Raw genomic sequence first — 21,018 nt, forward strand, 5'->3', positions numbered from 1 at the left:
GTGCATGCGCCTAGTCCATCCTCACAGCCAACCTGAGAAAATCTGGATAGTCATCAATGCCTAATTAGGTGCATCTGATACCCGGCGAGAGCCCGTCCGTCAGCGAGGATGGATGAGAGGGCAGAGGTGCCTTCAATGCGTCGTTTGGGGGTGGGCTGAGGGGCCTGCCTCTTTTTTGTTGCCAAGAGAAAAAACGGCTGGAGGCGCTGCCCCCGCCTGTGCGCTGATCAATAGCTGCTGCGAAAAACAGTTGCGATAACCGAGGCGAAGGTGGACAGGAACAAAGCCGCAAACAGAAATTCCACGAAAATCGGGAGGTCGTATTCCTGTGATGGCTCAGGAGCGTTTGGTGAAGAGGTAGCGGTTTTGACCTGCCCAATGGATTGAGTCAAATCACTCAGGTTTATGGGCCAACATCTGGCATAGAACCTTTTCAGGCACGGCCCACGATTTAGGGCTTCGATGCCTTGGGGGCGGACATGAGACGCCGCCCCTCCACAAACGGCAGCTACTGCTGTTGCTGCATCTGGCGGCTGGTCAGTGATGCGGTGAGCTTGGCGTTGGCTGCACTGAAAGCAGCATCGAGGCCAGCCTCATCAGTCCATTGCCAGTAGTGCTTCATATGGGTGCGCACGTCGTTGCCCCTGGATGCAGCGAGCTGTCTCAGAGGTATGCCAGCTGTTGGCCCATAAACCTGAGGTTTTTGTGCAATTCAATTCAAGCGTTTGGTAGCAAATTTCACTGAATCGACTGGTAAGGCTTGAGTTCAAGAAAAGGCCCTAGAGGTGACGCGCGGCCACAGCTCCACGGGAACCACGGCTAATCACTCTCTTGCTGAGCGTGGTGAGAGTTCATCTCTCCGGCTGGGTTGATGGATCCTTCTGACGAGGAGCTGGCCAAGCAAATCGAGACCAACATCGGATGGTTCGGTCTTGAAGGGCAATGAGCGTTAAGGCTGATCACCTTGTGCGTGCTCGCTGACAAGAGTGAATCCATCGAGATCGGAGGAGCCAATGACGGCAGACACTCCACCTGAGCAATCCGTAAAAGTCGCCCGACTTTTAGGTCCCTGCTCCAACAGTTTCCACCCAACCGTGGGCTACTCGTCTGTGACGACACTGATGGTCGTCAGAACAGTCAACTCTCCTCTGCACCGTTCGTAGGTGCCCCGTAGGAATCCAGCCCATCACCTGGACGCAATGGCCCCAAGAACCTGAAAGCCCGACACTTCGCCCGCCGCCAGCAATGGCATACGGCATCGCCCCTGTTCCGTCATCACAGGGATGTCGGGAGCGAACAATAGAAGAGGTCACCCCATTCCTGTCGTAGATGGGCTGGCCTCTCAACCCCTGATCACATCACGGGTTTAATGATGCACAAGCGAGCGAGCTAGGCCGCCTCTTCCACCTGGGAGGGGCGGCCTCCCTCCTTGTGCCTACACAGAATTAGACTATTCCTACACCCCCAACACATCGCCCCCTCACTTTTTCTATTGGTAACAACGGCGCCAATCGTTAATAACTAGCTAGAAAGTCACATTAGTCAATTACCCATGAATACTTCTCAGATGCTGATCGCATTTCTTGCGTTCGGTGCTTCTGCAAGTTCCATAGTCGCTTGGCGTTTTGCCGCTTCAAAGCTTCGGAGAGACGAGCCATGATTCCTGTCTCCACCTCAGTGCTGATGGTGCTTCTCAAGCCATTGCAAGTTCTTTCGGCCGTGCAGTGTGTGCTTGGCTTCGGACCATGTAAAGCCAACAGTAATGAATGTGTGAAGCCTAAGCTTTAACTATTTTTGAGTTCCCTTCTCTCGCTGTAACTGGTCTGCGCTTCTCTGACGCTTAATTGGCTTTTTGCTTACCGCTTTGGATTTTTGACAGTTGTTCTGTTGCGGTTCGGTTATCTCACTCAAGTAGTGCTTTTAAGACTGGCGAACGTAGTTGTTTCATTTCAATCAATCCAATCACCACCGAAATTCGTAACTGGGTTGTTGTTGCTGCCTCGATGCAAGCTCAAGGACCAACTAATAGTCAGATGTATATCCTTGCCAAATCACTGGCAGAGGGTAAGTCCGACCCTGTGCCTACTACTCCCAGCGGCTCCTTTCAGCATTTCGGCTGTTTGAAACTAAAGCAACTCGTGGCCTGACTAACCATCAGGCATTTCCCTCCCATACTTCTCGTGACAAATCACCATCTTTCGCTTGAGCAGAGATTCCATCTCGAAGCTGCATTGCGCGAGATCGAAGCCTGCCAAGACTTAGAGAAGCTTCGCGAGGTAACTAAACAGATCATCACCGCACAGGAAAATGAGAAGGCCTTTGCTCGCGAGGCGATGTCTCAGCTACGCAAAGAAATCGAGTTTTCCGCATCAAAAAAATTCGGTTTTAACTGGGGTCAAAGCTGAACTATTTTTAGATTGGTTGGATTGCATAAGCCTTGAGAGAGGTCTTCAGTAGTGGACCCTTGAATGGGTTCTTTTGGGCTAACCCAATGTGGGTCACACGAACGCGCGGTCTTTATCTAGCTGTGGTTGCCAAAACAGTGAACGATGAATACGTCTGCCTCTATCATGTCCCAGGTAGCAAAAAAGCCCGCATATTAACCACGTCTTTATTTCAGTAAATGGAGGAGAAATTGATAACTATGATATTGACTGTAACGACCCCATCGGTCTAGGTGCAAGCGACTCCATTCAACCAGGATTTCGCTCAAAATGGAATAATATTTCACTACTATAACTTCATGCGTGTAAAGAAAGCAATTCAACCAGACCGAGTATTTGCACCTCCACGACAAGATAAAGCTCTCGCCTTTTCGTTCATCGATTCATTTGGTGCTTAAAGCCCCGTAAGTTCTCAGCTGCGTTGCCCTATAAAAAGAGCATTGTTAAATGTGTTGTTGTTGCCGCCATCCATCTCCCGATAAAATATTCACCCCTTCATCAAGGCAAGGTTTTGTCGGGGTCTGTGGTTTGCCAGCATGTGAGCCCAACTTTAGTTTTTCAGCTATATCGTCATGAAAATCTGTTAGTCATGCTTGCACAGGAGTTAGGTATTGTGCGGAGATCAGGTTATTTGCGGACTTTAATGCTGAGCCTGGCTACAAGAAGTAAATCCTGCTTTGTCTCTTTTGCAGCACTATTTGATTGTTTGGAGCTTCCCTACCGTTGAAGGTGCTTGGGAGTCTTGTCCTGGTTTCGCTGACTACATTAATTCTGGTGCCCCTGGAGACAAGTTCGAAGGGTTTGAACTGAAGTGCCGAGTCTGTGAACCGATCAGTGGAAGTGGTGTTGCTATTGCAGAGGCCAGTGACATTGGGAAAGTCTGGGCTCACCTCGGTCCTTGGATCAAAGGATATGGAATTGAATTCGATGTGACAGCTGTTGTTTCCGATGCTCAATTCGCTGCGATGTGGCCTGGTGTAGAAGCTGCGGCTGCTGCCGAATAACAAGCCTTTCCGAAATTCAGTCGCCACCCATCTCCCAACAGAGCATTCAGCCCGCCAGTAATGGCGTGATTTTTGTTGGCCTCTCCTCTCCCACCGGGGAAGACCCATGGCAGTCACGTTTGACCCATGACACTCGCATTACCCCGTACCTATCCAGGCTTTCGAAACCAACAGGAACGCCAATGAGTTAAGAATCTACTTCTGGCGTAACGGGCGATAAACCCCTGGATTTACTCTCACCAGAAAAATAAAGTTATGTGAATAGTGTATCGATATCTGTAGGTACTTGAACTCAAGTACATGAAGTTTCCGTTACATCCAATGAGACACTGGCTTCTGTGACAAGAGGTACTTGTTTGGAATTGCAGAATCCCTTAATCTTTTTCGCGTCGCTCATTATGGGCTCCGCCCTGCTTCCAATGGCTTCATCCAAGAAGGAACTCGCGCTACTAGGTGGCACGTTCATCTTTGGCTTGAGTGCTCTTGAGATGGTTCTGCGAATTGGCGGATATTGAGCAGAGGACTGTCCTCTGCCTGTGAGCAATAACCCGGCATCAAACCAAGTTGGTGGCACCTGAAGAAGCTTGTATGGAAGAGGTTTGTCTTAGGTCACCCAGTTGGGGGAAGAGGTTGCCTGAATAAATCCCTCGAATGGGGGAGGTGGTTCCCAGCTGGAGCGGAGATGGTGTGTGTTCATGGGACGAATGCCTCAAACATCAAAAGAAACAAAAATGGCCTAATACTGGACAAAATATTGATACCCCTGCCAGCTCAGCAACTAAAGAAGAAAGTCGTCTAATCAAAGCCCTCGCAGATATAGGACAAAATCTGAGCCTCAGGGAAGCAAGAGAAAAGCTACGCGTGGGAAAACTGATCAGAAACTTTGTGTTTATCCCTTTCGTCGGGCTTTCGGCTATTGCTATTTTTGTGGCGATGATTATGCCAAAGGCACCTGAGATTGCGAAAGAGTCCAACAAAGATGAGTTGGAAAATTGATATATAAAATATTTGCGCTTGACCGCTCAGTTGATTACGCCAGACCAGGGCTCAAGCATGTTTGCGTAGGCGCAAGTAGACAGTCCTGATCAAGCAATACTGAATTTTAAGCATCCGAAAAGTGCTCAGCCCCTGGACTTGACACAATCAGGGGCCTTTCTGGCCACAGCGGAGGGGAGGCTCACGGCTGCCTCCTTTCCCTGGAAATGGTGACATCCGAGAGAATCACTTCCATTGCTTCATCGCCCAGTGAAATTCTCCTGAATCCCAACTGCACAGATCAAAGGTGGCTCCAGCTATATCATCGGCAGCACTCATTAGTAAGGCTGCGTAGTGCATTACCAAGGCACCTGGCGTAATTTCGATTTCAGCCGAAGAGATAACAAACCTGTTGCGCAGTGATCGCCAATCTCAGCGGACGCTCAAGCGTCGGACTTTTCGCAACTGCTGCAAGAAGTTGTTCAAGCTTGGATGCAACAGAGTTGATTTGATCGCTTATACCTGCAACTTTTCGTTCGGGTGAATAGTAGCATCGAAATGGTGGTCACCCCTACTGCCCACCCTCAAATTCAACCCCAGGCCCGACACTAAAAAAAATTGCAAGCAGTTTGCCTTGTACGGAGCAAGGGCATGACTCTGGTCTTGTTTCTGCTCCAGCTTCGGACCAACCAGCAAAAACCAAGTACTGTTCTCATTGCAGGTCATGATTCATTTTCTCGCTTCAGCGCGACCATCCCATTTCGGATTTTACGTGCATGATCTAGATCTCATGAAGAGTTTTTACGTCAACAAATTAGGATTTATTATCACCGACTCTTGGGAATTCCAAGCATCTCGGATGCTGTTTTTGAGCAAAGACCCGAAGGAGCATCACCAACTTGTCTTGGCAACAGGACGGAAGGCCAATGAAGCGAGCCAGTTCAATCAAATTTCTTTTGAGGTCGACAGCTTGAAAGTTCTCCACGAGAATTTTGCAACCATTCAAGCCATCGCACATGGTGAGGTCATGGCGATGAACCATGGCGGAAGTTGGTCGGTTTATTTCAGCGACCCAGAAAATAATCCGATTGAATTTTTCGCATACACGCATACATACGCGCCACCGATTGCCACCATCCCTATTGATATGACACAACCATTCGAGAAGTTAGTAGCAGACACCGAATCGCTTGTTGAAAAGTTCCCTGAATGTGAAGCTTGGAAGGAATGGAGAGAACGTTTTAGCAAAATAATGTCTAATTTTACCGCTGAGTAGTCAGCACTTATGACCGCGCAGGCAGGTTGTATTCCTGAAAAAGCGCTGCATCCACTGGGCTCCTACATTGCAGAAGGAATGGGGTAGTTGCACGAAGCAGAGTTTCAACCAACAACTTGCTGTGTATCCGCACGAACGACACAGGGGTTGACGCTCCCCCTATAAAGGATGCGTAGCAACCGCTACTAACAACGTTCACCTCGCTTCTGCGAGGCGCAGATCACCAGGCCACGGAACGGGGACCTGGACTTCTGAGGAACCACAAATGACCCTGACCTATCGCGGCCAGAAGTACGACCAGCAAAAAGTGGCTGGCGCCTCCAACAAGCCTGTAATGACCTACCGCGGCGTTTCCTACGCCAAGTGATCACGGCTTGATTCTTCGCAAGGCCCCTGCTTCTGCGGGGGTTTCTTTATGCCTACTAATTCAGTGCCGACCTGGCAGAAGTAGGTGGGCTGGGCGCCTAAGGCTGGAAACAGGGCTGGCTGACGACCGAAAGCCGCGACGACTGAAGAGAAGAAGTCAAGGTGGACTGAAAAGCCTTCCGTTGTTGGTCCCAAAAGAATGAGGCTGCGTCTTCGCTATGCGCCACTTGTGACACGTTGCTATTCAGTGGTAGCACACTGAATTGATTCGTCTTGAAAAGAGTCGTCAGCCTGTCGGCAGGATTTCTGGTGAGTTCACTGCTGCTGTCTCCCGCCTTTGCCCAAAAAGTTTCAAAAGAAAACGTCCGTGCGATTAACACCGCCAGGATGCGTGCTGAGTCAATCAATGGCGGACTCAACAATTACAGAGCCGCGAAATGCATGTACGCCACAGGGAAGGGAGGTGGTGACTGCTTGAAGGATGCAAGCGATGGCTTCCTGTTCGTGTTTGATGGTGGGTCTCCAGGCTGGCAAGAGGCGGGAAGTCCGCCCACAGTTGAAACTGAGATCCTGGTCTCACCAGATGGGAATTCTGTTGCAGATGTTGTTTACAACGGTTCCCCCCGCTAGCTGAAAACTGAGGTAGGAGCTTGGCTGCATGGCCCCGCTTGCTAGGTGGGGTTTTTTATTGCTTGAGCTGAGCGGGAACACTCAAGGCAGTCACGTCTGACCCATGACCCGCGATACCCGCATCGCCCTGTTCCTGATGGGTGAACTTGTTGAAGCACTACGCGCCAATCCCCCTGACCTGTTCAAGCGTTGGCGATGCAATGCCTTGCGCAATGGGAACAGGGCTCACGGATGCATCAGACGAGCCGTCAGAAGCTCTATGGCTTCCTCAACTCGGCAGTGCAGCGTGGGCATCTAAAGCCCATTTACACCCCCCCCTGCAGCGCTTCCTGAGGTGCTGGAGCCCAAGCGCATTGGCTACCCCCTCAGCGATGCACAAATCCTGCAGCTGCTGGACAACCTGCCTGAAGGTGACGTGCACGACCGCAGGCGATTTGCCATTCAGTTGTATGCCGTCTTCGGCCTCCGCCCTGAGGAGTTGCGCCACCTCCGCATCAAGGACGGGGCCGGTGGGGCAGAACTCTGCACGATTTATCAGAAGTCGATGGGGGACACGAAGGGAGCCAAGACAGAACAGCGGCGGCTGCACCCCCTACTGCTGCGTGATGCCGATGGTGTCGCCATTGATTGGAGGCTCCAGGCACGCTTGCAGGTGGGCGAACAACTACCGCCTTTGAACCGTGAGGGTGATGGTGGCCAGGCGCTGAATCAATACCTGCGCCGGCGCAAGGTGTGGATGGCGCTGAAGACTGAAGCCGAGCACCAGGGTGAGCAGCTCACCCCCTATTCATTCCGCCATCGGTACGCCAAGGGGATGCACGCCGCGAACATCCCCATCGCCAACATCTGCGAGGCCATGGGCCACACCATCGAGGTGCATCTGAAGAGCTACGCACGGTTCAAGCCAAATGCGACGGCAGACCTCGTGGCAGCGGTCAACGTTTGACTGATTAGCCAGACTGCGCGCCATGCCGAATAAGGACCACACCGTTAATCCGCCACTGCAAAACATGCGTTTTCAGTGCAACTGGCTGCTCACAGCGAATGGGTGGGTCTTCGAACCCATTTGTTGGGATCAATAGAGACTCCACGCCATGGCGAACAAGGGTCGCAGCTTTCACGAGGCGCCAGAAAAGGCAGGTTGTGAAGGGTGGCTCCACTCCGAACAGCAGCTGTTAACCATTTGGAACCGGTTCTCAGATGGACGTGTAGCTCAGTACACAGTTTGTGTTGTTGAGTTCAGCACATTGATCCCATTGGACCACGGCAATTTAGAAATTCGTGCATGGTTGTCTGGACTTTAGCCGTAATATGGTGACTCCATATACCTGGTCAGAAAATTATCAAGCGGACATCGCAATGCGTCAGCTTGAGGATTGTGGTGTTCCTTGCGAGTGTCCCCGTTGCGTCTCTGCGTATTACCGATTGCAGAGGATTCAGCAAGAAAAGGAACAACGTGATCTTCGCAGGCCATCGCGGGACCATGTCCTTTACGACTAGGGGTTGTTATGGAATATTCCTACCGCGACTGCCTAAGTGAAGAGATTGAGATTCTTCAATTGATGCTTTATAGAGATGAGTTTTTAGGCCAAGATCCAAAGGCTTGCAAGCATTCAGGCCCTATCTTGATCAAAATAGCCGAGAATATTAAAGAGCTATCTGATCTTGATGATCATTCGGCTGCTTAGCGATTGGCTTAATTTCACGCCGGATAGAATTTGTCGACATTGATTCTTTGCTGGAGAGGCTGCGTTGCATCTCCAATTGTTGGCTTGACAGCCTTTCCCTTCGCAAAGCCGTGACCGGATTAGTACGTCAAGTCAAGACTGAGAGTCAGCCTTGTACTGCCAGCGCTCAACGCTCAAGTCGCCTTAATTCCATGATTTCCAGCCGTCTTCTGTTGGTTTCAATTTCAGCCTCACGTGCCAAATGTCCAAGTTGAGCATTTGTGCGCTTTTGATGTCGTGAAGATACAAAAGACATGGGGGTATGGAATTCGATGCGTTGAAGTTAAAAGCCACTGTAAATTGATGTGTGAAAGCGATACCCAGCTACACCAATTCATGTAGTTAAGTAACGCCTTGTGCTGTATGCAGGGGCTATGGACTGAGCTGCAGTTGAGGACGCTGCGCAACATGATTGAGCTGGTTGAGGACAGCTAACGCCTAGTGCGTTCAACATTCAGCGCAAAGAGGGCGTTAAGGGTGCGTTGATGCTCCAACACCAAACCCGGGAGAGTTGCGACAGAAGTCACTGAGTCTCGCCTTGTGTCTAAAGCATCCTTTTTTGACGAAGGCCGTCTGCCCTACATCGCTGAACTGGCAGCTCTCTCTGCGTAGGTCTTCTTCAAGCGTTTGTAGTTTTGCGGTCAAGGCTGCCACTTTCGCGCTGTGACCAATGGAGGAGAAATAGGCAAGCCGATAAGCCTCCCACCGAAGACCGAACTCCAGCCTTTCAATTGGAGTTTTGGCTGCTCGCATCTCACTCCTTATAAATAGAGTAAAAAGCTAAAAAGAAAAAATTGGTCGACGTGGGGAATGTATCTGCGAGCGTTTAGTGATTATCGCCCCGCCCGCCAGTCCCTCAGACCCGCCGGCGAATGCTCAGGCACAACGCCGTTGCGGCCTGTGACAAGATGCCAAAAACAGCTGGGCTGCGTTGCAGGGCATCAGTTCGTGAAGAGCAATCTTTTTTCGCTAAGACAGACAGACCTAGCAGTTTGCCGCTGACTTGGGTCCGCGTCCCGCCCGGAGCCCTCCAGAAAGGGACGCACACCAAATACGCCAGTAACACCAGTCGATTCAGCGTGAATTGATACCGACCAAGGCATTTTGTCACCAGCAGAAAAAAAGGGGGGCAGAGTGTCGTCATGAGCAACACCAATGATCTGCACGCATGGGATGAGGGCCTTCGTCGGCCAATGGGGGGTGACCCTCTGCAAGAACCCGTCATGGCGGCGATCTTCGGCTACAGGTTCAACGACGAGTTATGGCGACTTAATGACCAGGGCTATCCAGAACCTTTGTTAGAACCCATGCTCGGCCGGTGGGAACAGCTGCACGATCCCGAGGGTTGAACCTGAAGATGGTGCTCACCAGGTTCCAGCCTGCGCTCACGCCGCATGGTTCTAAGGGTGTTCTGCTTGAGCGCCAGATGCTTTGCAGCCTCGGGCTCATGCACTCATTCGGGCGTATTCATTAGTCAGTGGGATCCGCAAACCCAGCGAGGACCTGTCCTCTCCCTGCTGGTGAATGCCTTTCCATCCTTTGGCTATCTGGGTGGGGCTTGCCAGGCCTGATTCCATCCCCCTCACTGATCTGGCCCCTGAATGCGCGACGGGACCGCAGTGAGGTCTCGAACCGTCGCTCGTTTGTAAACCCAGAGCCATTCAGGCGGTAGCTGGGATGGTCGGTATCTAGGAGGTTCCGATTTTGATGAATTCAAGCTGTTACGCAGGCGGAATGCTGTCAATACGCGTTCCCTGCTGTCCAGGAAATTCGTGCCAAAGGCATGAAAAACCCGATGCCGTTTGGCACCGGGTTGGCACGAGCGGTTTGGGGAATCGCTCAGATTGCAGTCGGGGAGACAGGATTCGAACCTGCGGCATCTTGCTCCCAAAGCAAGCGCGCTACCAAACTGCGCCACTCCCCGGCGCCCTCAAAGGTTAGCTGGCAGCGTGCAACTGTTCAGCGAGGTTGACCCCGCTGCGGATGGCGCCTTCAGCGGTGCCGAAGCCAGGGCCTTCGATCCAGTCGCCGCAGAACCCCACTTCGCTTGTGGGGCACCATTGCAGCTCCTGTGGCAGAGGGTGGTTGAGGGGCCTTGACGCGCCCCAGCGCATCACCCCCACTGGCGTCGCCTGGTTCAACGCAGCTGAAACAACCGGCAGGCTCTGCAGCAGCTGGGGCAACAGGTCCACCAGACGCTGTTGCTCCTGAGCCAGCAGGCGGCCCTGGCTTTCGGGCGTGATCGCTTCTCCGGAATCCAAGCCATGCACCACCAGCCCCCAGCGACCATCGCTTTGTGGCTGGAGCACGAGGCGTTCCACTTTCCAGCGCGCTTTGGCGGCGTCGTTCAACCAGATCTGTGCCGGGAGCTGTTCACCGTTGAGCGCGAGCAGGCCCAGATCCACCATCAGGTTCCAGCGCACCTCGGCTTGGCTTTGGTGCAGCAGGCTCAGCACTGCATCGAGACGAACGTCCACTCCCTTTTCAACGGCTGAACGCAGAGGCACGTCGTCCCAGGCCAGCATCTTCAGGGAGCGGGGGTGGGCCAGCAGGGTCCCACTGAGCACAAGGTGCTTGGCCCTTAGGCTCCAGCTCCGATTCTCGCTCTCCAGCAGCCAATGATCCTGGCGTCGCTCCAGCCAGCGCACGCGGGTTTTGAACTGTCGGCTCAGTTGCACGGAGCCAGCACCATCGAGCAGCGCTGAACAGATGCTGGCCATGCAGGGAAACCCATGCCACCAGCCCCCGTCAGGGCAGGCTTCATGGCTCGTGGCGGGGCACAAACCTGACTCGGCATCGAGGGAAAGCACAGCTCGCTCGTCACGCTGGAGAACACCCGCTGATCTCAACGGCGCAAGCAAAGCTTCCGTCTCCTGCGGCATGGATTCACTCAGGCCAAAGCCCGGTGCTCCATGGTTGAGCAACCAGCCGCTCTGCTCCCGCCTCCTGCGGGTGGCCGTCCTGCCTCCAGGTCCCCTGCCGGCCTCAATCAAAGCGATGTTGAGGTCTGATCCCAGCTGCTGGAGCCGTCCAATCAGGCTGCAGCCAGCCAGTCCTGCGCCGATGACGGCGAGATCAACCTCAGCCACGTTCGCTGAAGCCTCCGCCGTTGATCACATCCAGTAACGCTCAGCAGCGACACGAGAGAACAAACCGCCCAGGAGAGCCAGAAGAATCGTGACGCCAAAAAATGCGAAATACGCCATCTGAACCGTTGGCCTGATCAGGAGTTCAGGGCTTTCTAACAGCCGCCAGGTGATCGGCTCGACTGAGTCACGAGACGACATCAAAGCGTTGATATGGGTCGCCTGAGATTCGAACTCAGGACCAGCCGGTTAAAAGCCGGATGCTCTACCGCTGAGCTAGCGACCCGTGCCCGCTTGGGCATGCCATTTTGGCACCAATTGAGGTTATCACTCGGGTCGCCGGGGAGACTGGGGGCTGACGAACCATGGCCATGACTGGCTCGAACGCCTGGCCCGATCCCCAGATCGATGCAGAGGCCTGGGTAGCTGAATCCGCTGTGGTGATTGGACAAGTGCGAATGGCAGGAGGCAGCAGCCTCTGGCCCACGGCTGTGGCGCGTGGTGATCTGGAACAGATCAGCATCGGCGCTGGGAGCAATGTTCAAGATGGCGCCGTGCTCCATGGTGATCCGGGACAGCCGGTGCTCATCGGCGCCGACGTCACCGTGGGGCATCGGGCCGTGATCCATGGCGCCACGCTTGAAGATGGATGTCTGGTGGGGATCGGCGCCATCGTTCTCAATGGCGTCACCGTTGGTGCCGGTGCCCTGGTTGCCGCCGGATCTGTGGTCACCAAGGATGTGCCCCCCGGCACCCTGGTGATGGGCGCGCCAGCGGCAGTGAAGCGGAAGTTGTCGCCGGAAGCCATCGATGAACAGCGTTGCCATGCCCAGCGCTATGCGCAATTGGCGGCAGCCCATGCCCGAGTCACACCTTGAATGCAACAGCCTGATTGCTGCGAATTCGATCAGCTTTGAATGAAGGTCGTGGGATTAACGGAGAAGTCCGTAAGATCGGCGACACAGATTTCCGTTTTCAAGAATGGTCCGAGTTGCCATCGGTCTGGTCCTCATCCTGGTGATCGTCGGTTACTCGGCCTTCAGCGTGATCACCACGGGCCAAGTGCTGGGGATTGATGCCCGCCTGTTCCTTGTGGTTGCTCCGGTTCTTGCCGCTGTTAGCTGGGCCGCCTTCAACATCGGCCGTGCGGCAGTGGGTCAGCTGCAGCTGATGCTCAAGCGCAGCCGCGCCTGATCCAGGCAAGCGAGCTTCGTAGGCTGAAGGCTGCTTGATGCACCCGTTTGTCTCAATCTCCCCATGTCACCGTTCTAGGTGCCGGTCTGGCTGGCACCGAGGCGGCCTGGCAGGTCGCCCGTGCAGGAGTTGCGGTCACCCTGGTGGAGATGCGTCCGATTCGACGCTCCCCGGCTCACCACAGCAGTGATTTCGCTGAGTTGGTGTGCAGCAACAGCTTTGGAGCCCTGAGCAGCGACCGTGCTGCGGGCCTGCTGCAGGAGGAGTTACGTCGTCTTGGTTCTTTGGTGATCGGCACGGCCGACACCCACGCTGTGCCGGCCGGCGGAGCTTTAGCCGTTGATCGCGGTCGCTACAGCGCCGCTCTCACTGAGGCTCTTGACCAGCATCCCCTGGTCACGATTAAACGGCGCGAGCAGCAATCCCTGCCGCCGGCCGATGCGATCACCGTGCTGGCGACGGGGCCGCTCACGAGTGAACCGTTGGCGGAGGATCTGCGCCAGTTCACCGGCCGCTCCGACTGCCATTTCTTTGATGCGGCCAGTCCGATCGTGCATGGGGAGAGCATCGATCTGTCGGTGGCCTTCCGCGCCAGCCGCTACGACAAGGGCGATGCGGACTACATCAACTGTCCGATGGACAAAGAGCAGTACCTGGCGTTCCGCCAGGCTTTGCTCGAGGCGGAACAGGCGGAACTCAAAGACTTCGACAAAAACGACGCCACCTTCTTTGAGGGTTGCCTGCCGATTGAGGAGTTGGCGCGTCGTGGTGAAGACACCATGCGTTATGGCCCCCTGAAGCCGATCGGGCTCTGGGATCCCCGTTGGGGCGATGTCAACGATCGCGATGTGCGCCGGGCCAAGCGCGCCTACGCCGTGGTGCAGCTACGGCAGGAAGACAAGGACGGGCGCCTCTGGAATCTGGTGGGTTTCCAGACGAATCTCAAATGGGGTGAGCAGAAGCGTGTTCTGCAGATGATTCCCGGGCTGGGCCAGGCGGAATTTGTGCGTTTTGGGGTCATGCACCGCAACACCTTCCTGGAGTCGCCGCAGCTACTGCAGCCCACCATGCAGTTCCGCCAGCGCCCCAACCTCCTGGCAGCAGGCCAGATCACAGGCACCGAGGGCTATGCCGCCGCCGTGGCCGGTGGCTGGTTGGCCGGCACCAATGCGGCTCGGCTGGCCCGGGGCCTGGTGCCCATTGATTTGCCGGCCACCTGCATGAGTGGAGCCCTCACCCATTTCGTCAGCGAGGCGCCCACGGCCAAGTTCCAGCCGATGCCCCCCAATTTCGGCCTCTTGCCGGATCTACCGGAACGCATTCGCGACAAACGGGCCCGCTACGGCGCCTACCGGGATCGTGCCTTGCAGGATCTTGAGCCGATGCGGGCTCTCCAACCGGAGACCGTGACGGCATGAACACCGCTGCGGAGGCTCGCCGGATCGAACAGCGCTCCCTGCGCTTCGGGATCGGTGCCAACGCAGTGATGGCCTTGGCTGGGTTCTCCGCCCATGTGCTCACCGGATCCTCGGCCCTGCTGTTGGACGGCCTGTATTCCGCCGTGTTGGTGGGGTCGTCCTTGATTGCCAGTCGCATCAGCCGCAACGTGGTGCGGCCGCCGGATCGAGCCTGGCCCTACGGCTACGAAGGTCAGGAAGCCCTGTATGTGCTGTTTCGCTCCCTGGTGCTGCTCGGGGTGATCGGCTTTGGCGTCGGCAGCTCCTGCTCCACCTTGATCGACTGGTGGCGGGGGAACAGCATTGCGCCGTTGCATCTGGAGCCGGTGGCGCTCTACACCGCGCTGATGACAGCGCTCTGTGGTCTGCTGGCCTGGCGGCACCGCCGCGACTGGCGCCGCACGGGGAGGGTGTCGCTGCTGCTGCTCACCGAGGCCCGCAATGCCCGGATCGATGCGGTGATCACCCTGGCCACCGGTTTGGCCCTGCTGGCGTCGCCCCTGCTCTTGGCAACGCCCTTCTCTCCCCTGGCCCCAATTACAGATGCGCTTTTGGTGCTGGCGGTGAGCCTGGCCTTGCTGCGCGAACCCCTGGCGGCGTTGCGGGATGCCATGGCTCAGGCAGCGGGCTGTGCCGCCGATCCGGATGTGCTTCAGCGCACGCGCATCGTGTTGATGCAGGAGCTGGTGGGGCTTCAGCTGCAGATGATGGATTTCACGGTGCAGCAGCTGGGCCGTACGGCCTTTGTCGTGGTCTACATCAATCCGCTGCAGCCCATGGAAAGTCGGGTGATTGATGGCCTGCGCCATCACATTGATGCCCGTTGCAGTGCTGAACTCGGACGTCCGGTGCGTTCTGAGGTGATCCTCACGGTGATGCCGCCGATCCACCGCCAGGATCCAAGGCCGCAGACGGCCCCTTAGCGTCACCCCAAAGAAGCGATGTCATGAGTGAGAACCAGCAGTGGGATGCCGTTGTGATCGGTTCCGGCATCGGTGGTTTGGTCACCGCCAGTCAGTTGGCGGCCAAGGGAGCCAAGACCCTCGTCTTGGAGCGGTATCTGATCCCCGGCGGCAGTGGTGGTGCCTTCAAGCGTGAGGGCTACACCTTCGATGTGGGGGCCTCGATGATTTTCGGCTTCGGCAAGAAGGGTTTCACCAACCTGCTCACCCGGGCCCTTGCTGATGTGGGGGAGCACTGCGACACCATCCCCGACCCTGCCCAGCTCGAATACCACATGCCCGGTGGGCTGCGCATCGCGGTGGATCGCGACTACGAGCAGTTCATCGCCGATCTCACGGCGCGGTTTCCCCATGAGGCTGAAGGGATCCGCCGCTTCTACGACACCTGCTGGCAGGTGTTCAATTGCCTCGACGCCATGCCGCTTCTCTCGCTGGAGGATCCGGCCTACCTCACCAAGGTGTTCTTCAAGGCGCCACTGGCCTGTCTGGGGCTGGCCCGCTGGCTGCCGTTCAATGTCGGTGCTGTCGCCCGTGAGCACATCAAGGACGAGCAACTGCTCAAGTTCATCGACATTGAGTGCTTTTGCTGGTCGGTGATGCCGGCGGATCGCACACCGATGATCAATGCCGGCATGGTGTTTTCCGATCGCCATGCGGGGGGGATCAACTACCCCAAGGGAGGCGTCGGCGTGATCGCCGAAAAGCTGGTGAAGGGATTGGAACGCCATGGCGGCGCCATCCGTTACAAGGCCCGAGTCACCGAGGTGCTGATCGAGAACGATCAGGCGGTTGGTGTGAAGCTGGCCGATGGTGAGGTCATCCGCGCCAAGCGTGTGATCTCCAATGCCACCCGCTGGGACACCTTCTCCGGAGCGGGTGATGAGCAGCGCCGCTCTGGCCAATCCCTGGTGGATGCCGCCCACACGCCGGGCAAGGAGCAGTTCTGGCGCAAGCGTTATGTGCCTTCCCCCTCGTTCCTGTCGCTGCATCTGGGGGTTCGGGCTGACCTGATTCCGCCCGGTACCCACTGCCATCACCTCCTGCTCGAAGACTGGAACCGGATGGAGGACGAGCAGGGGGTGATCTTCGTGTCGATGCCCTCGCTGCTAGATCCGGATCTGGCTCCGGCCGGGCATCACATCGTTCATACCTTCACGCCTTCATCGATGGAGGCTTGGCAAGGACTGACCCCCAGCCAGTACCGCGAGAAAAAGGAGGCGGATGCGGCACGGTTGATCCAGCGTCTGGAGGCGATCCTTCCCGGCCTCGCCAATGCCATCACCCACAAGGAGATCGGCACGCCCCGCAGCCACAGGCGTTTTCTGGGTCGCTTTCAGGGCAGTTACGGCCCGATTCCGGCCATGCAGCTGCCGGGACTGCTGCCGATGCCGTTCAACCGCACCGGGTTGAAAAATCTCTATTGCGTAGGGGATTCCTGTTTCCCCGGCCAGGGCCTCAACGCTGTGGCCTTCAGTGGGTTTGCCTGTGCCCATCGTGTTGGGGCTGACCTAGGCCTGAACCCCTGGGCGCTGCCGGCCTGATCTTCTGCCTAGCGTGGTTATCCGTAGGAGTTGGGATGCCGCCTGAGTTTCAGCCGTCGTCAAAAGATCTGGCCCGCTACCTCGAGCAGAGGGGCGAGCTGACCAAGCCTTGGAATCTGCAGATGCTGCGGCTCAAGAAGCTGAAGGAAGCCAAGGACTCCATGGATCCTCAGCTGTACCTCGAGAAGGTGCAAGAAGCCCATGCCGATCTGATGCGTCTTGGCCAGTTCTGGAAAGGCCGTGAGCAGGAAGTGTTTGGTGGCACTTATCAACCCCCACAACTGATCGAACCCCTGCCGGGTTCTCCGGACGACCGATGACCGGCAAGGACTGTTTCGGCTTATCGCCGTTGATCCGCTTCACCCTGCTCAGCCTGTATGGGGCCTTGGTGCTGCCCTTGCCGTTGCTCGCCCCTGCGGAGTCGCGCTGGCTGATGGTGGCAGGACTGTTGCTGGGCTTGGTGTTGGTGATCGGTCTGTTGAGTGAACGGGTTGAGACCGATGCCGAGGGAATCCAGGTGCGTTATCCGTTATGGATCCGCTGGTTGTTGCGCCGGGGCTGGTCCATGCGTTGGCAGGACATTCGGGCCCTGGTGCCCGTTGGCACCAGTCAGGGGGGAACGGTGTATTACGTGAAGGCAGCCGATCTACGCCACCAGCTGTTGCCGCAACGCATCGAGCGCTTCGATCGATTTCTGGAGCTTCTGGCCGCCAACACCCCTGTGTCGATCAAGGGAATCGGCCGACTCACGCCGCCCTGGACGTATCAGCTCTTGGCTGGATTGGCCGTGCTGATGATTGCCGGCGAACTGGTCACGTCTCTGGCGCTGGCTCAGGGCTGGATCAGTTTGCCGGCGGGTGTTCCGGGCTGAAGAAAGTTGATGTTCAGGTTTGGCGAATATTTTTCAGTATTATGGACTTGTTTGCCCCAACGTTGAGACAACGTCAGTTGCACAGTTGCAACATAGATTTCGGCTGCTCATCTGCAGGATATTGATTGAATATCCAAAAAGACGTATCTTTTGTGAGCAGGGCCAAGGTGAGTGTTGTTGGTATGAGAGACGCTTTCATTGTTTATTGGTCTAAATGCGAACGCTTGCCGTGCTAAAAGTAACTGCATTTTTTCAGGGAGTATGGAAAACCGATTGTCTCTTGTTTTCTTTATTCCGCTAGCTGTTGCCAGTCTTCTTTCCGCGTGCTCGCAGGTGCCGAAGGGATGTGAAATCAACGGCGAACCGAGAGAGAGCTGCTCGATATCTTGGGTGACAGATGCCAAAGGGAAGCTACTCATCATCACTTGGCCGGATGGAGAAAAATCAACGATTCGGCCGTCCTCTCGTCCTGGCTCTGAGATGGTTGTTTTGAACGAAAGGGATAATGGTGCATTGATCGATAATGAGAGCTTTTATAAATTTAAGAATTTTCGTACCGGCAGTGTCATCTCGGTTGCACCTGCCCTGGTTGGTCATGCTTGGTCCCCAACCCATGTTGACCTTGCTGCAATGAGGGCTGAAAACGAGGAACGAGCCCTTCATAAAGCTGAGGATGAGCGGAGAAAGAAGAAGGCCGAGGCCGAACAGCAAAAACGAGTTGCTGAGCAGCAGAGGCGGGAGGCTGAGCAGAAGAGATTGGATGACGAGAGGCGTTTTGCACAGGAGAGATGGGAAGAGCGATATAAAAATCCAATCGCTTTTGTGTCTGTTAAAGAGATATCTGAAGAGTTTGAATCTAATTCAATTGTCGCGGAAGAAAAGTATGCCGATCAGATGGTTGCAGTTACTGGAGTGGTTGATTCGGTTGATGACTCCATGTTCGATCAAAATGCTGTCACCGTGAGTATTGGAGTCCCCGATGGGTATCAATGCTTTGGAGAATTTGGTTGTACTCGTATGCCGGATATGAGTTTTGCATCCGTATCGTGCTCGCACAAGAGGTCTGATCCAGTTATCAGGTCTTTGAAAAAAGGTATGAATCTGGAGGTCAGGGGTATTGTCTACAGTGAGTCAACTGGAATTAGGTTGAAGAATTGTCGTTATTATGAGATTTAAAAAAGATTGGTTTGTGTGGCGCGAATGGATTGTTTTTTATTGTTCTGCCAATCCAGTAGTTTGTGTCGTTCTTCTTGGATGATGGCCCATCAGTGCACAGGTCTTAAGTATCAGACCGGGATTTCCGCTTCAATCTCCCAGCCTTCTTTGGCCAGCTCTTCAGACATCTTTTTGGCATCTTCAGAGGCCACATCAACGAGGAGAAATACTTCTCCTTGGTTGCAATAGAACCGGGTTAATCCGATCACGACGGGGGCTCCCGGGTGTCGACTTCACCATCTTGACCTCCCTGTACCGATCAAGCAACGAAAAGGGGTCACGGATTGACGAAGAACTCGTGGTTTTTTCCAGAAGTCTGTCGTTCGTGACGAAATCAGGTTTTGGCCTCGACTCGCTTGTGTTGACCGGCTTCAGCGAATGCGTCAATCACTACAGCGGAGCAGTTCGAATCACAGTCTGTGCGACTTACTTGTTGAAACGGGTAGAGGTCTTCAAAGAGCACCCTGCAGGCACCACTTTGAATAACGGGGCCTTGACCTATGTGAATCAAGTGTCTAGTTGGAGTCAATCCATTGATCTAGTTGTTCGGGAGATTGTCGAGGCTGAAGCGGTAGCCCCGTTGACGCACGGTGGTGATTCCACCGCCTTCTCCAAGACCGGCCTGTTCCAACTTGCGGCGCAGGGTAAGCACCTGGGTGTCAACTGATCGAGGTCCACCGCTGAAGGGCGGCCAGGCCATTCGCAGCAGTTCCTGCCGGCTGCGAACCAACCCAGGCGGCATCAACAGTGCACAAAGCAGGGCAAATTCTCGGGGGCTCAGCTCCACGGGTTGCTCCCGAAGCGTCACCTGTCGCAGGAGCAGATGAACTTCAAGAGGCCCAACGGTCACCCGTTCCTGCAGGCCACTGTGCCCCCGCTTAAGCAGGGTGCGGCAACGGGCGGCCAATTCTTCTAATCCGAACGGTTTGCGGAGAACATCGTCGGCGCCGTCGTCGAGAAGACCCACCACCGGTTCTGCCCCGGTGCGTGCTGTCAACACCATGACAGGAGATCGCAGCTGCTCGGCCAACCGCAAGGCGGAGCTGCGCTCCAGCAGTTCTGCGCTTACCAGAAGATCAGGCGCTTGATCCTGACAAACCTCCAATGCCTCAGTGGCATTCGCCACAGCGGCGGTGAGATGTCCGTCTTGACGCAGCCTCTGTACCAACACCGTGCGCAGGGTTGGATGCGGCTCGACCACCAAGACCCGTGAAGGTTCCTGTCCAGTGCTTGAGCTGGGCATCGTCACCGGATCGGAGCTGGCTGCAGATGCTTCCGCCGTGAGGTCGTGGGGGGTGGAGGTCACTGGATCGGCCCGGGCGCGTCTACGCTAAGCCGAAAATCTTGGCAGGCTGGTAACAGGGGCTGCTTTTGCATCTCATGACATCACTCGACGACCCTGAAGCCATTCGTCATTTCCAGTCGCTCTGCGATGCCTGTCAGGAGTTGACAAGCCGTTATCACACCCCGTCAGAGCTGCGATTGTATTCCGATGGTTACCTCCATGCCCTGAGGAAGGCTGGATCGCTGGATCCTCGTTCTCAGCATCGCCTCGAGCAACTGATCGATCGCTGGATCATGGATCCTTCCAGTTTTGTAGGCCCTGACGGGGATGTAAGCACGTTGTACATGCGCCACCCGCAGGGCTATTGAGTTAGCTGGCGAGGGCAATTTCCAGCTTTTCGCGCAGTTCTCCGGAGTTGTACATCTCAATCAGGATGTCAGAACCGCCGATGAATTCCCCTTTCACGTACACCTGAGGGATGGTGGGCCAGCTGGAAAAGTCTTTGATTCCCTGACGAATCTCTGGATCAGAGAGAACGTCGAATGTCTCGAATGCCACACCGAGGGAGTGCAGGATCTGCACCACATTGTTTGAGAATCCGCACTGGGGCATCAACTTGGAGCCCTTCATGAACACGAAGATCGGGCTGGAAGCGACCAGGGTTTCGATGCGAGCTTTGGTGGAGGGGTCCATCGTTGAGTGTGAGTTAGGCGTTATGCGGACGCAGCGTCCGAGGGGGTTGAGGTGTTGAGGGCGAGGGCGTGAATCGCTTCGCTGGCCAATTCCTGCTGCAGCGCGCCGTACACCATCTGATGCTGCCGGATGCGTGAAAGGCCAGCAAAAGCGGACGACACCACGGTCACCTGGAGGTGATCACCGCCACCGGTGAGGTCTTCAACGGTGACGTTGGCGTCAGGAATAACGTGCTGAATCGCGGCTTCAACGGCATCCGGCTGCACCATGGTGACGGTTGTGCAAAAAGGGA

General features: G+C 55.4%; 24 protein-coding genes and 2 tRNA genes. 17 read left to right on the plus strand and 9 right to left on the minus strand.

Features of this window, described 5'->3' with window-relative positions; genetic code table 11:
• Nucleotides 1-508 precede the first annotated feature (508 nt).
• Entirely contained in the window at nt 509-634 is a 126-nt protein-coding gene (locus KR52_RS15265) for a hypothetical protein (RefSeq protein ID WP_256382102.1), read from the minus strand.
• A gap of 1,546 nt (nt 635-2,180) precedes the next feature.
• On the opposite strand from KR52_RS15265, the gene KR52_RS07310 reads away from it, so the two are divergent.
• The 8 genes from KR52_RS07310 (at nt 2,181) to KR52_RS14255 (ending at nt 9,771) form a co-directional block, all read left to right on the plus strand.
• On the plus strand, nt 2,181-2,405 hold the full coding sequence (locus KR52_RS07310; RefSeq protein WP_038554167.1) for a hypothetical protein: 225 nt from the start codon (nt 2,181-2,183) through the stop codon (nt 2,403-2,405).
• Nucleotides 2,406-3,130: 725 nt separating this feature from the next.
• The gene (locus KR52_RS07315; protein WP_038554168.1) at nt 3,131-3,448 is read left to right on the plus strand and encodes a DUF3303 domain-containing protein; all 318 of its coding nucleotides are present in this window, start codon (nt 3,131-3,133) and stop codon (nt 3,446-3,448) included.
• Between the two features lie 660 nt (nt 3,449-4,108).
• Nucleotides 4,109-4,444, plus strand: a complete 336-nt coding sequence (locus KR52_RS07320; protein WP_156957641.1) for a hypothetical protein — start codon at nt 4,109-4,111, stop codon at nt 4,442-4,444.
• 703 nt (nt 4,445-5,147) lie between these two features.
• Nucleotides 5,148-5,699: a VOC family protein gene (locus tag KR52_RS07330; RefSeq protein WP_038554176.1), complete on the plus strand. Its 552-nt coding sequence runs from the start codon at nt 5,148-5,150 to the stop codon at nt 5,697-5,699.
• A gap of 265 nt (nt 5,700-5,964) precedes the next feature.
• Complete coding sequence (locus KR52_RS13655) at nt 5,965-6,066, plus strand: DUF4278 domain-containing protein (RefSeq protein WP_071840202.1); 102 nt, start codon at nt 5,965-5,967, stop codon at nt 6,064-6,066.
• A 272-nt stretch (nt 6,067-6,338) separates the two neighbouring features.
• Nucleotides 6,339-6,695 (plus strand): hypothetical protein, encoded by a 357-nt coding sequence (locus tag KR52_RS07335; RefSeq protein ID WP_051834303.1) that lies wholly within the window; start codon nt 6,339-6,341, stop codon nt 6,693-6,695.
• A 334-nt stretch (nt 6,696-7,029) separates the two neighbouring features.
• Nucleotides 7,030-7,641, plus strand: coding sequence for a site-specific integrase (locus tag KR52_RS07340; protein WP_253912339.1), 612 nt, complete (start codon nt 7,030-7,032; stop codon nt 7,639-7,641).
• 1,923 nt (nt 7,642-9,564) lie between these two features.
• Entirely contained in the window at nt 9,565-9,771 is a 207-nt protein-coding gene (locus tag KR52_RS14255) for a hypothetical protein (RefSeq protein ID WP_038554183.1), read from the plus strand.
• Nucleotides 9,772-10,272: 501 nt separating this feature from the next.
• Here KR52_RS14255 and KR52_RS07355 read toward each other — a convergent pair.
• From KR52_RS07355 to KR52_RS07365, 4 genes are all read right to left on the minus strand, one after another.
• A tRNA-Pro gene (locus tag KR52_RS07355) sits at nt 10,273-10,346 on the minus strand.
• Between the two features lie 13 nt (nt 10,347-10,359).
• A complete protein-coding gene (locus KR52_RS07360; RefSeq protein ID WP_038554186.1) occupies nt 10,360-11,511 on the minus strand; it encodes an NAD(P)-binding protein in 1,152 nt (383 codons plus the stop codon).
• Nucleotides 11,512-11,535: 24 nt separating this feature from the next.
• Nucleotides 11,536-11,709 carry a hypothetical protein gene (locus KR52_RS14260; protein WP_156957642.1) on the minus strand — a complete coding sequence of 58 codons (174 nt, stop codon included), beginning with the start codon at nt 11,707-11,709 and terminating at the stop codon, nt 11,536-11,538.
• Nucleotides 11,710-11,722: 13 nt separating this feature from the next.
• A tRNA-Lys gene (locus KR52_RS07365) sits at nt 11,723-11,794 on the minus strand.
• Between the two features lie 85 nt (nt 11,795-11,879).
• On the opposite strand from KR52_RS07365, the gene KR52_RS07370 reads away from it, so the two are divergent.
• From KR52_RS07370 to KR52_RS07405, 8 genes are all read left to right on the plus strand, one after another.
• Entirely contained in the window at nt 11,880-12,386 is a 507-nt protein-coding gene (locus tag KR52_RS07370) for a gamma carbonic anhydrase family protein (RefSeq protein WP_253912340.1), read from the plus strand.
• Between the two features lie 193 nt (nt 12,387-12,579).
• Nucleotides 12,580-12,702: a photosystem II protein Y gene (locus KR52_RS14755; RefSeq protein WP_038557025.1), complete on the plus strand. Its 123-nt coding sequence runs from the start codon at nt 12,580-12,582 to the stop codon at nt 12,700-12,702.
• Nucleotides 12,703-12,749: 47 nt separating this feature from the next.
• On the plus strand, nt 12,750-14,120 hold the full coding sequence (trmFO, locus tag KR52_RS07380; protein ID WP_038554192.1) for an FADH(2)-oxidizing methylenetetrahydrofolate--tRNA-(uracil(54)-C(5))-methyltransferase TrmFO: 1,371 nt from the start codon (nt 12,750-12,752) through the stop codon (nt 14,118-14,120).
• Nucleotides 14,117-15,082 (plus strand): cation transporter, encoded by a 966-nt coding sequence (locus KR52_RS07385; RefSeq protein ID WP_038554195.1) that lies wholly within the window; start codon nt 14,117-14,119, stop codon nt 15,080-15,082. Before trmFO ends, KR52_RS07385 begins: the two co-directional genes overlap by 4 nt.
• Before the next feature lie 23 nt (nt 15,083-15,105).
• On the plus strand, nt 15,106-16,662 hold the full coding sequence (crtH, locus tag KR52_RS07390) for a carotenoid isomerase (protein WP_038554198.1): 1,557 nt from the start codon (nt 15,106-15,108) through the stop codon (nt 16,660-16,662).
• A 35-nt stretch (nt 16,663-16,697) separates the two neighbouring features.
• Nucleotides 16,698-16,982, plus strand: a complete 285-nt coding sequence (locus KR52_RS07395) for a hypothetical protein (protein ID WP_038554201.1) — start codon at nt 16,698-16,700, stop codon at nt 16,980-16,982.
• Entirely contained in the window at nt 16,979-17,533 is a 555-nt protein-coding gene (locus KR52_RS07400) for a hypothetical protein (protein ID WP_038554203.1), read from the plus strand. Before KR52_RS07395 ends, KR52_RS07400 begins: the two co-directional genes overlap by 4 nt.
• A gap of 261 nt (nt 17,534-17,794) precedes the next feature.
• Complete coding sequence (locus KR52_RS07405; RefSeq protein ID WP_156957643.1) at nt 17,795-18,709, plus strand: hypothetical protein; 915 nt, start codon at nt 17,795-17,797, stop codon at nt 18,707-18,709.
• Between the two features lie 110 nt (nt 18,710-18,819).
• Here KR52_RS07405 and KR52_RS14760 read toward each other — a convergent pair whose 3' ends face one another.
• Both KR52_RS14760 and KR52_RS07410 read right to left on the minus strand, forming a co-directional pair.
• On the minus strand, nt 18,820-18,957 hold the full coding sequence (locus KR52_RS14760; RefSeq protein WP_173402205.1) for a hypothetical protein: 138 nt from the start codon (nt 18,955-18,957) through the stop codon (nt 18,820-18,822).
• Between the two features lie 329 nt (nt 18,958-19,286).
• Nucleotides 19,287-20,054: a response regulator transcription factor gene (locus tag KR52_RS07410; RefSeq protein ID WP_038554209.1), complete on the minus strand. Its 768-nt coding sequence runs from the start codon at nt 20,052-20,054 to the stop codon at nt 19,287-19,289.
• Nucleotides 20,055-20,128: 74 nt separating this feature from the next.
• On the opposite strand from KR52_RS07410, the gene KR52_RS07415 reads away from it, so the two are divergent.
• Entirely contained in the window at nt 20,129-20,401 is a 273-nt protein-coding gene (locus KR52_RS07415; RefSeq protein WP_038554212.1) for a DUF6761 family protein, read from the plus strand.
• 1 nt (nt 20,402) lies between these two features.
• Here KR52_RS07415 and grxD read toward each other — a convergent pair whose 3' ends face one another.
• A complete protein-coding gene (grxD, locus tag KR52_RS07420) occupies nt 20,403-20,726 on the minus strand; it encodes a Grx4 family monothiol glutaredoxin (protein ID WP_038554215.1) in 324 nt (107 codons plus the stop codon).
• 20 nt (nt 20,727-20,746) lie between these two features.
• Nucleotides 20,747-20,995 carry a BolA family protein gene (locus tag KR52_RS07425; RefSeq protein ID WP_038554217.1) on the minus strand — a complete coding sequence of 83 codons (249 nt, stop codon included), beginning with the start codon at nt 20,993-20,995 and terminating at the stop codon, nt 20,747-20,749.
• Nucleotides 20,996-21,018: the final 23 nt, after the last annotated feature.

The sequence above is a fragment of the Synechococcus sp. KORDI-52 genome, from assembly GCF_000737595.1.
Lineage (GTDB): Bacteria > Cyanobacteriota > Cyanobacteriia > PCC-6307 > Cyanobiaceae > Parasynechococcus.

Bases quoted from the DNA above. Each gene is read 5' to 3' on its own strand.
- KR52_RS07330 (WP_038554176.1), top strand. From the start codon at position 5,148: ATGATTCATTTTCTCGCTTCAGCGCGACCATCCCATTTCGGATTTTAC.
- KR52_RS13655 (WP_071840202.1), top strand. From the start codon at position 5,965: ATGACCCTGACCTATCGCGGCCAGAAGTACGACCAGCAAAAAGTGGCT.
- KR52_RS14255 (WP_038554183.1), top strand. From the start codon at position 9,565: ATGAGCAACACCAATGATCTGCACGCATGGGATGAGGGCCTTCGTCGG.
- KR52_RS14260 (WP_156957642.1), bottom strand. From the start codon at position 11,709: ATGTCGTCTCGTGACTCAGTCGAGCCGATCACCTGGCGGCTGTTAGAA.
- KR52_RS07370 (WP_253912340.1), top strand. From the start codon at position 11,880: ATGACTGGCTCGAACGCCTGGCCCGATCCCCAGATCGATGCAGAGGCC.
- KR52_RS07385 (WP_038554195.1), top strand. From the start codon at position 14,117: ATGAACACCGCTGCGGAGGCTCGCCGGATCGAACAGCGCTCCCTGCGC.
- crtH (WP_038554198.1), top strand. From the start codon at position 15,106: ATGAGTGAGAACCAGCAGTGGGATGCCGTTGTGATCGGTTCCGGCATC.
- KR52_RS07395 (WP_038554201.1), top strand. From the start codon at position 16,698: ATGCCGCCTGAGTTTCAGCCGTCGTCAAAAGATCTGGCCCGCTACCTC.
- KR52_RS07400 (WP_038554203.1), top strand. From the start codon at position 16,979: ATGACCGGCAAGGACTGTTTCGGCTTATCGCCGTTGATCCGCTTCACC.
- KR52_RS07405 (WP_156957643.1), top strand. From the start codon at position 17,795: ATGGAAAACCGATTGTCTCTTGTTTTCTTTATTCCGCTAGCTGTTGCC.
- KR52_RS07415 (WP_038554212.1), top strand. From the start codon at position 20,129: ATGACATCACTCGACGACCCTGAAGCCATTCGTCATTTCCAGTCGCTC.
- grxD (WP_038554215.1), bottom strand. From the start codon at position 20,726: ATGGACCCCTCCACCAAAGCTCGCATCGAAACCCTGGTCGCTTCCAGC.
- KR52_RS07425 (WP_038554217.1), bottom strand. From the start codon at position 20,995: ATGGTGCAGCCGGATGCCGTTGAAGCCGCGATTCAGCACGTTATTCCT.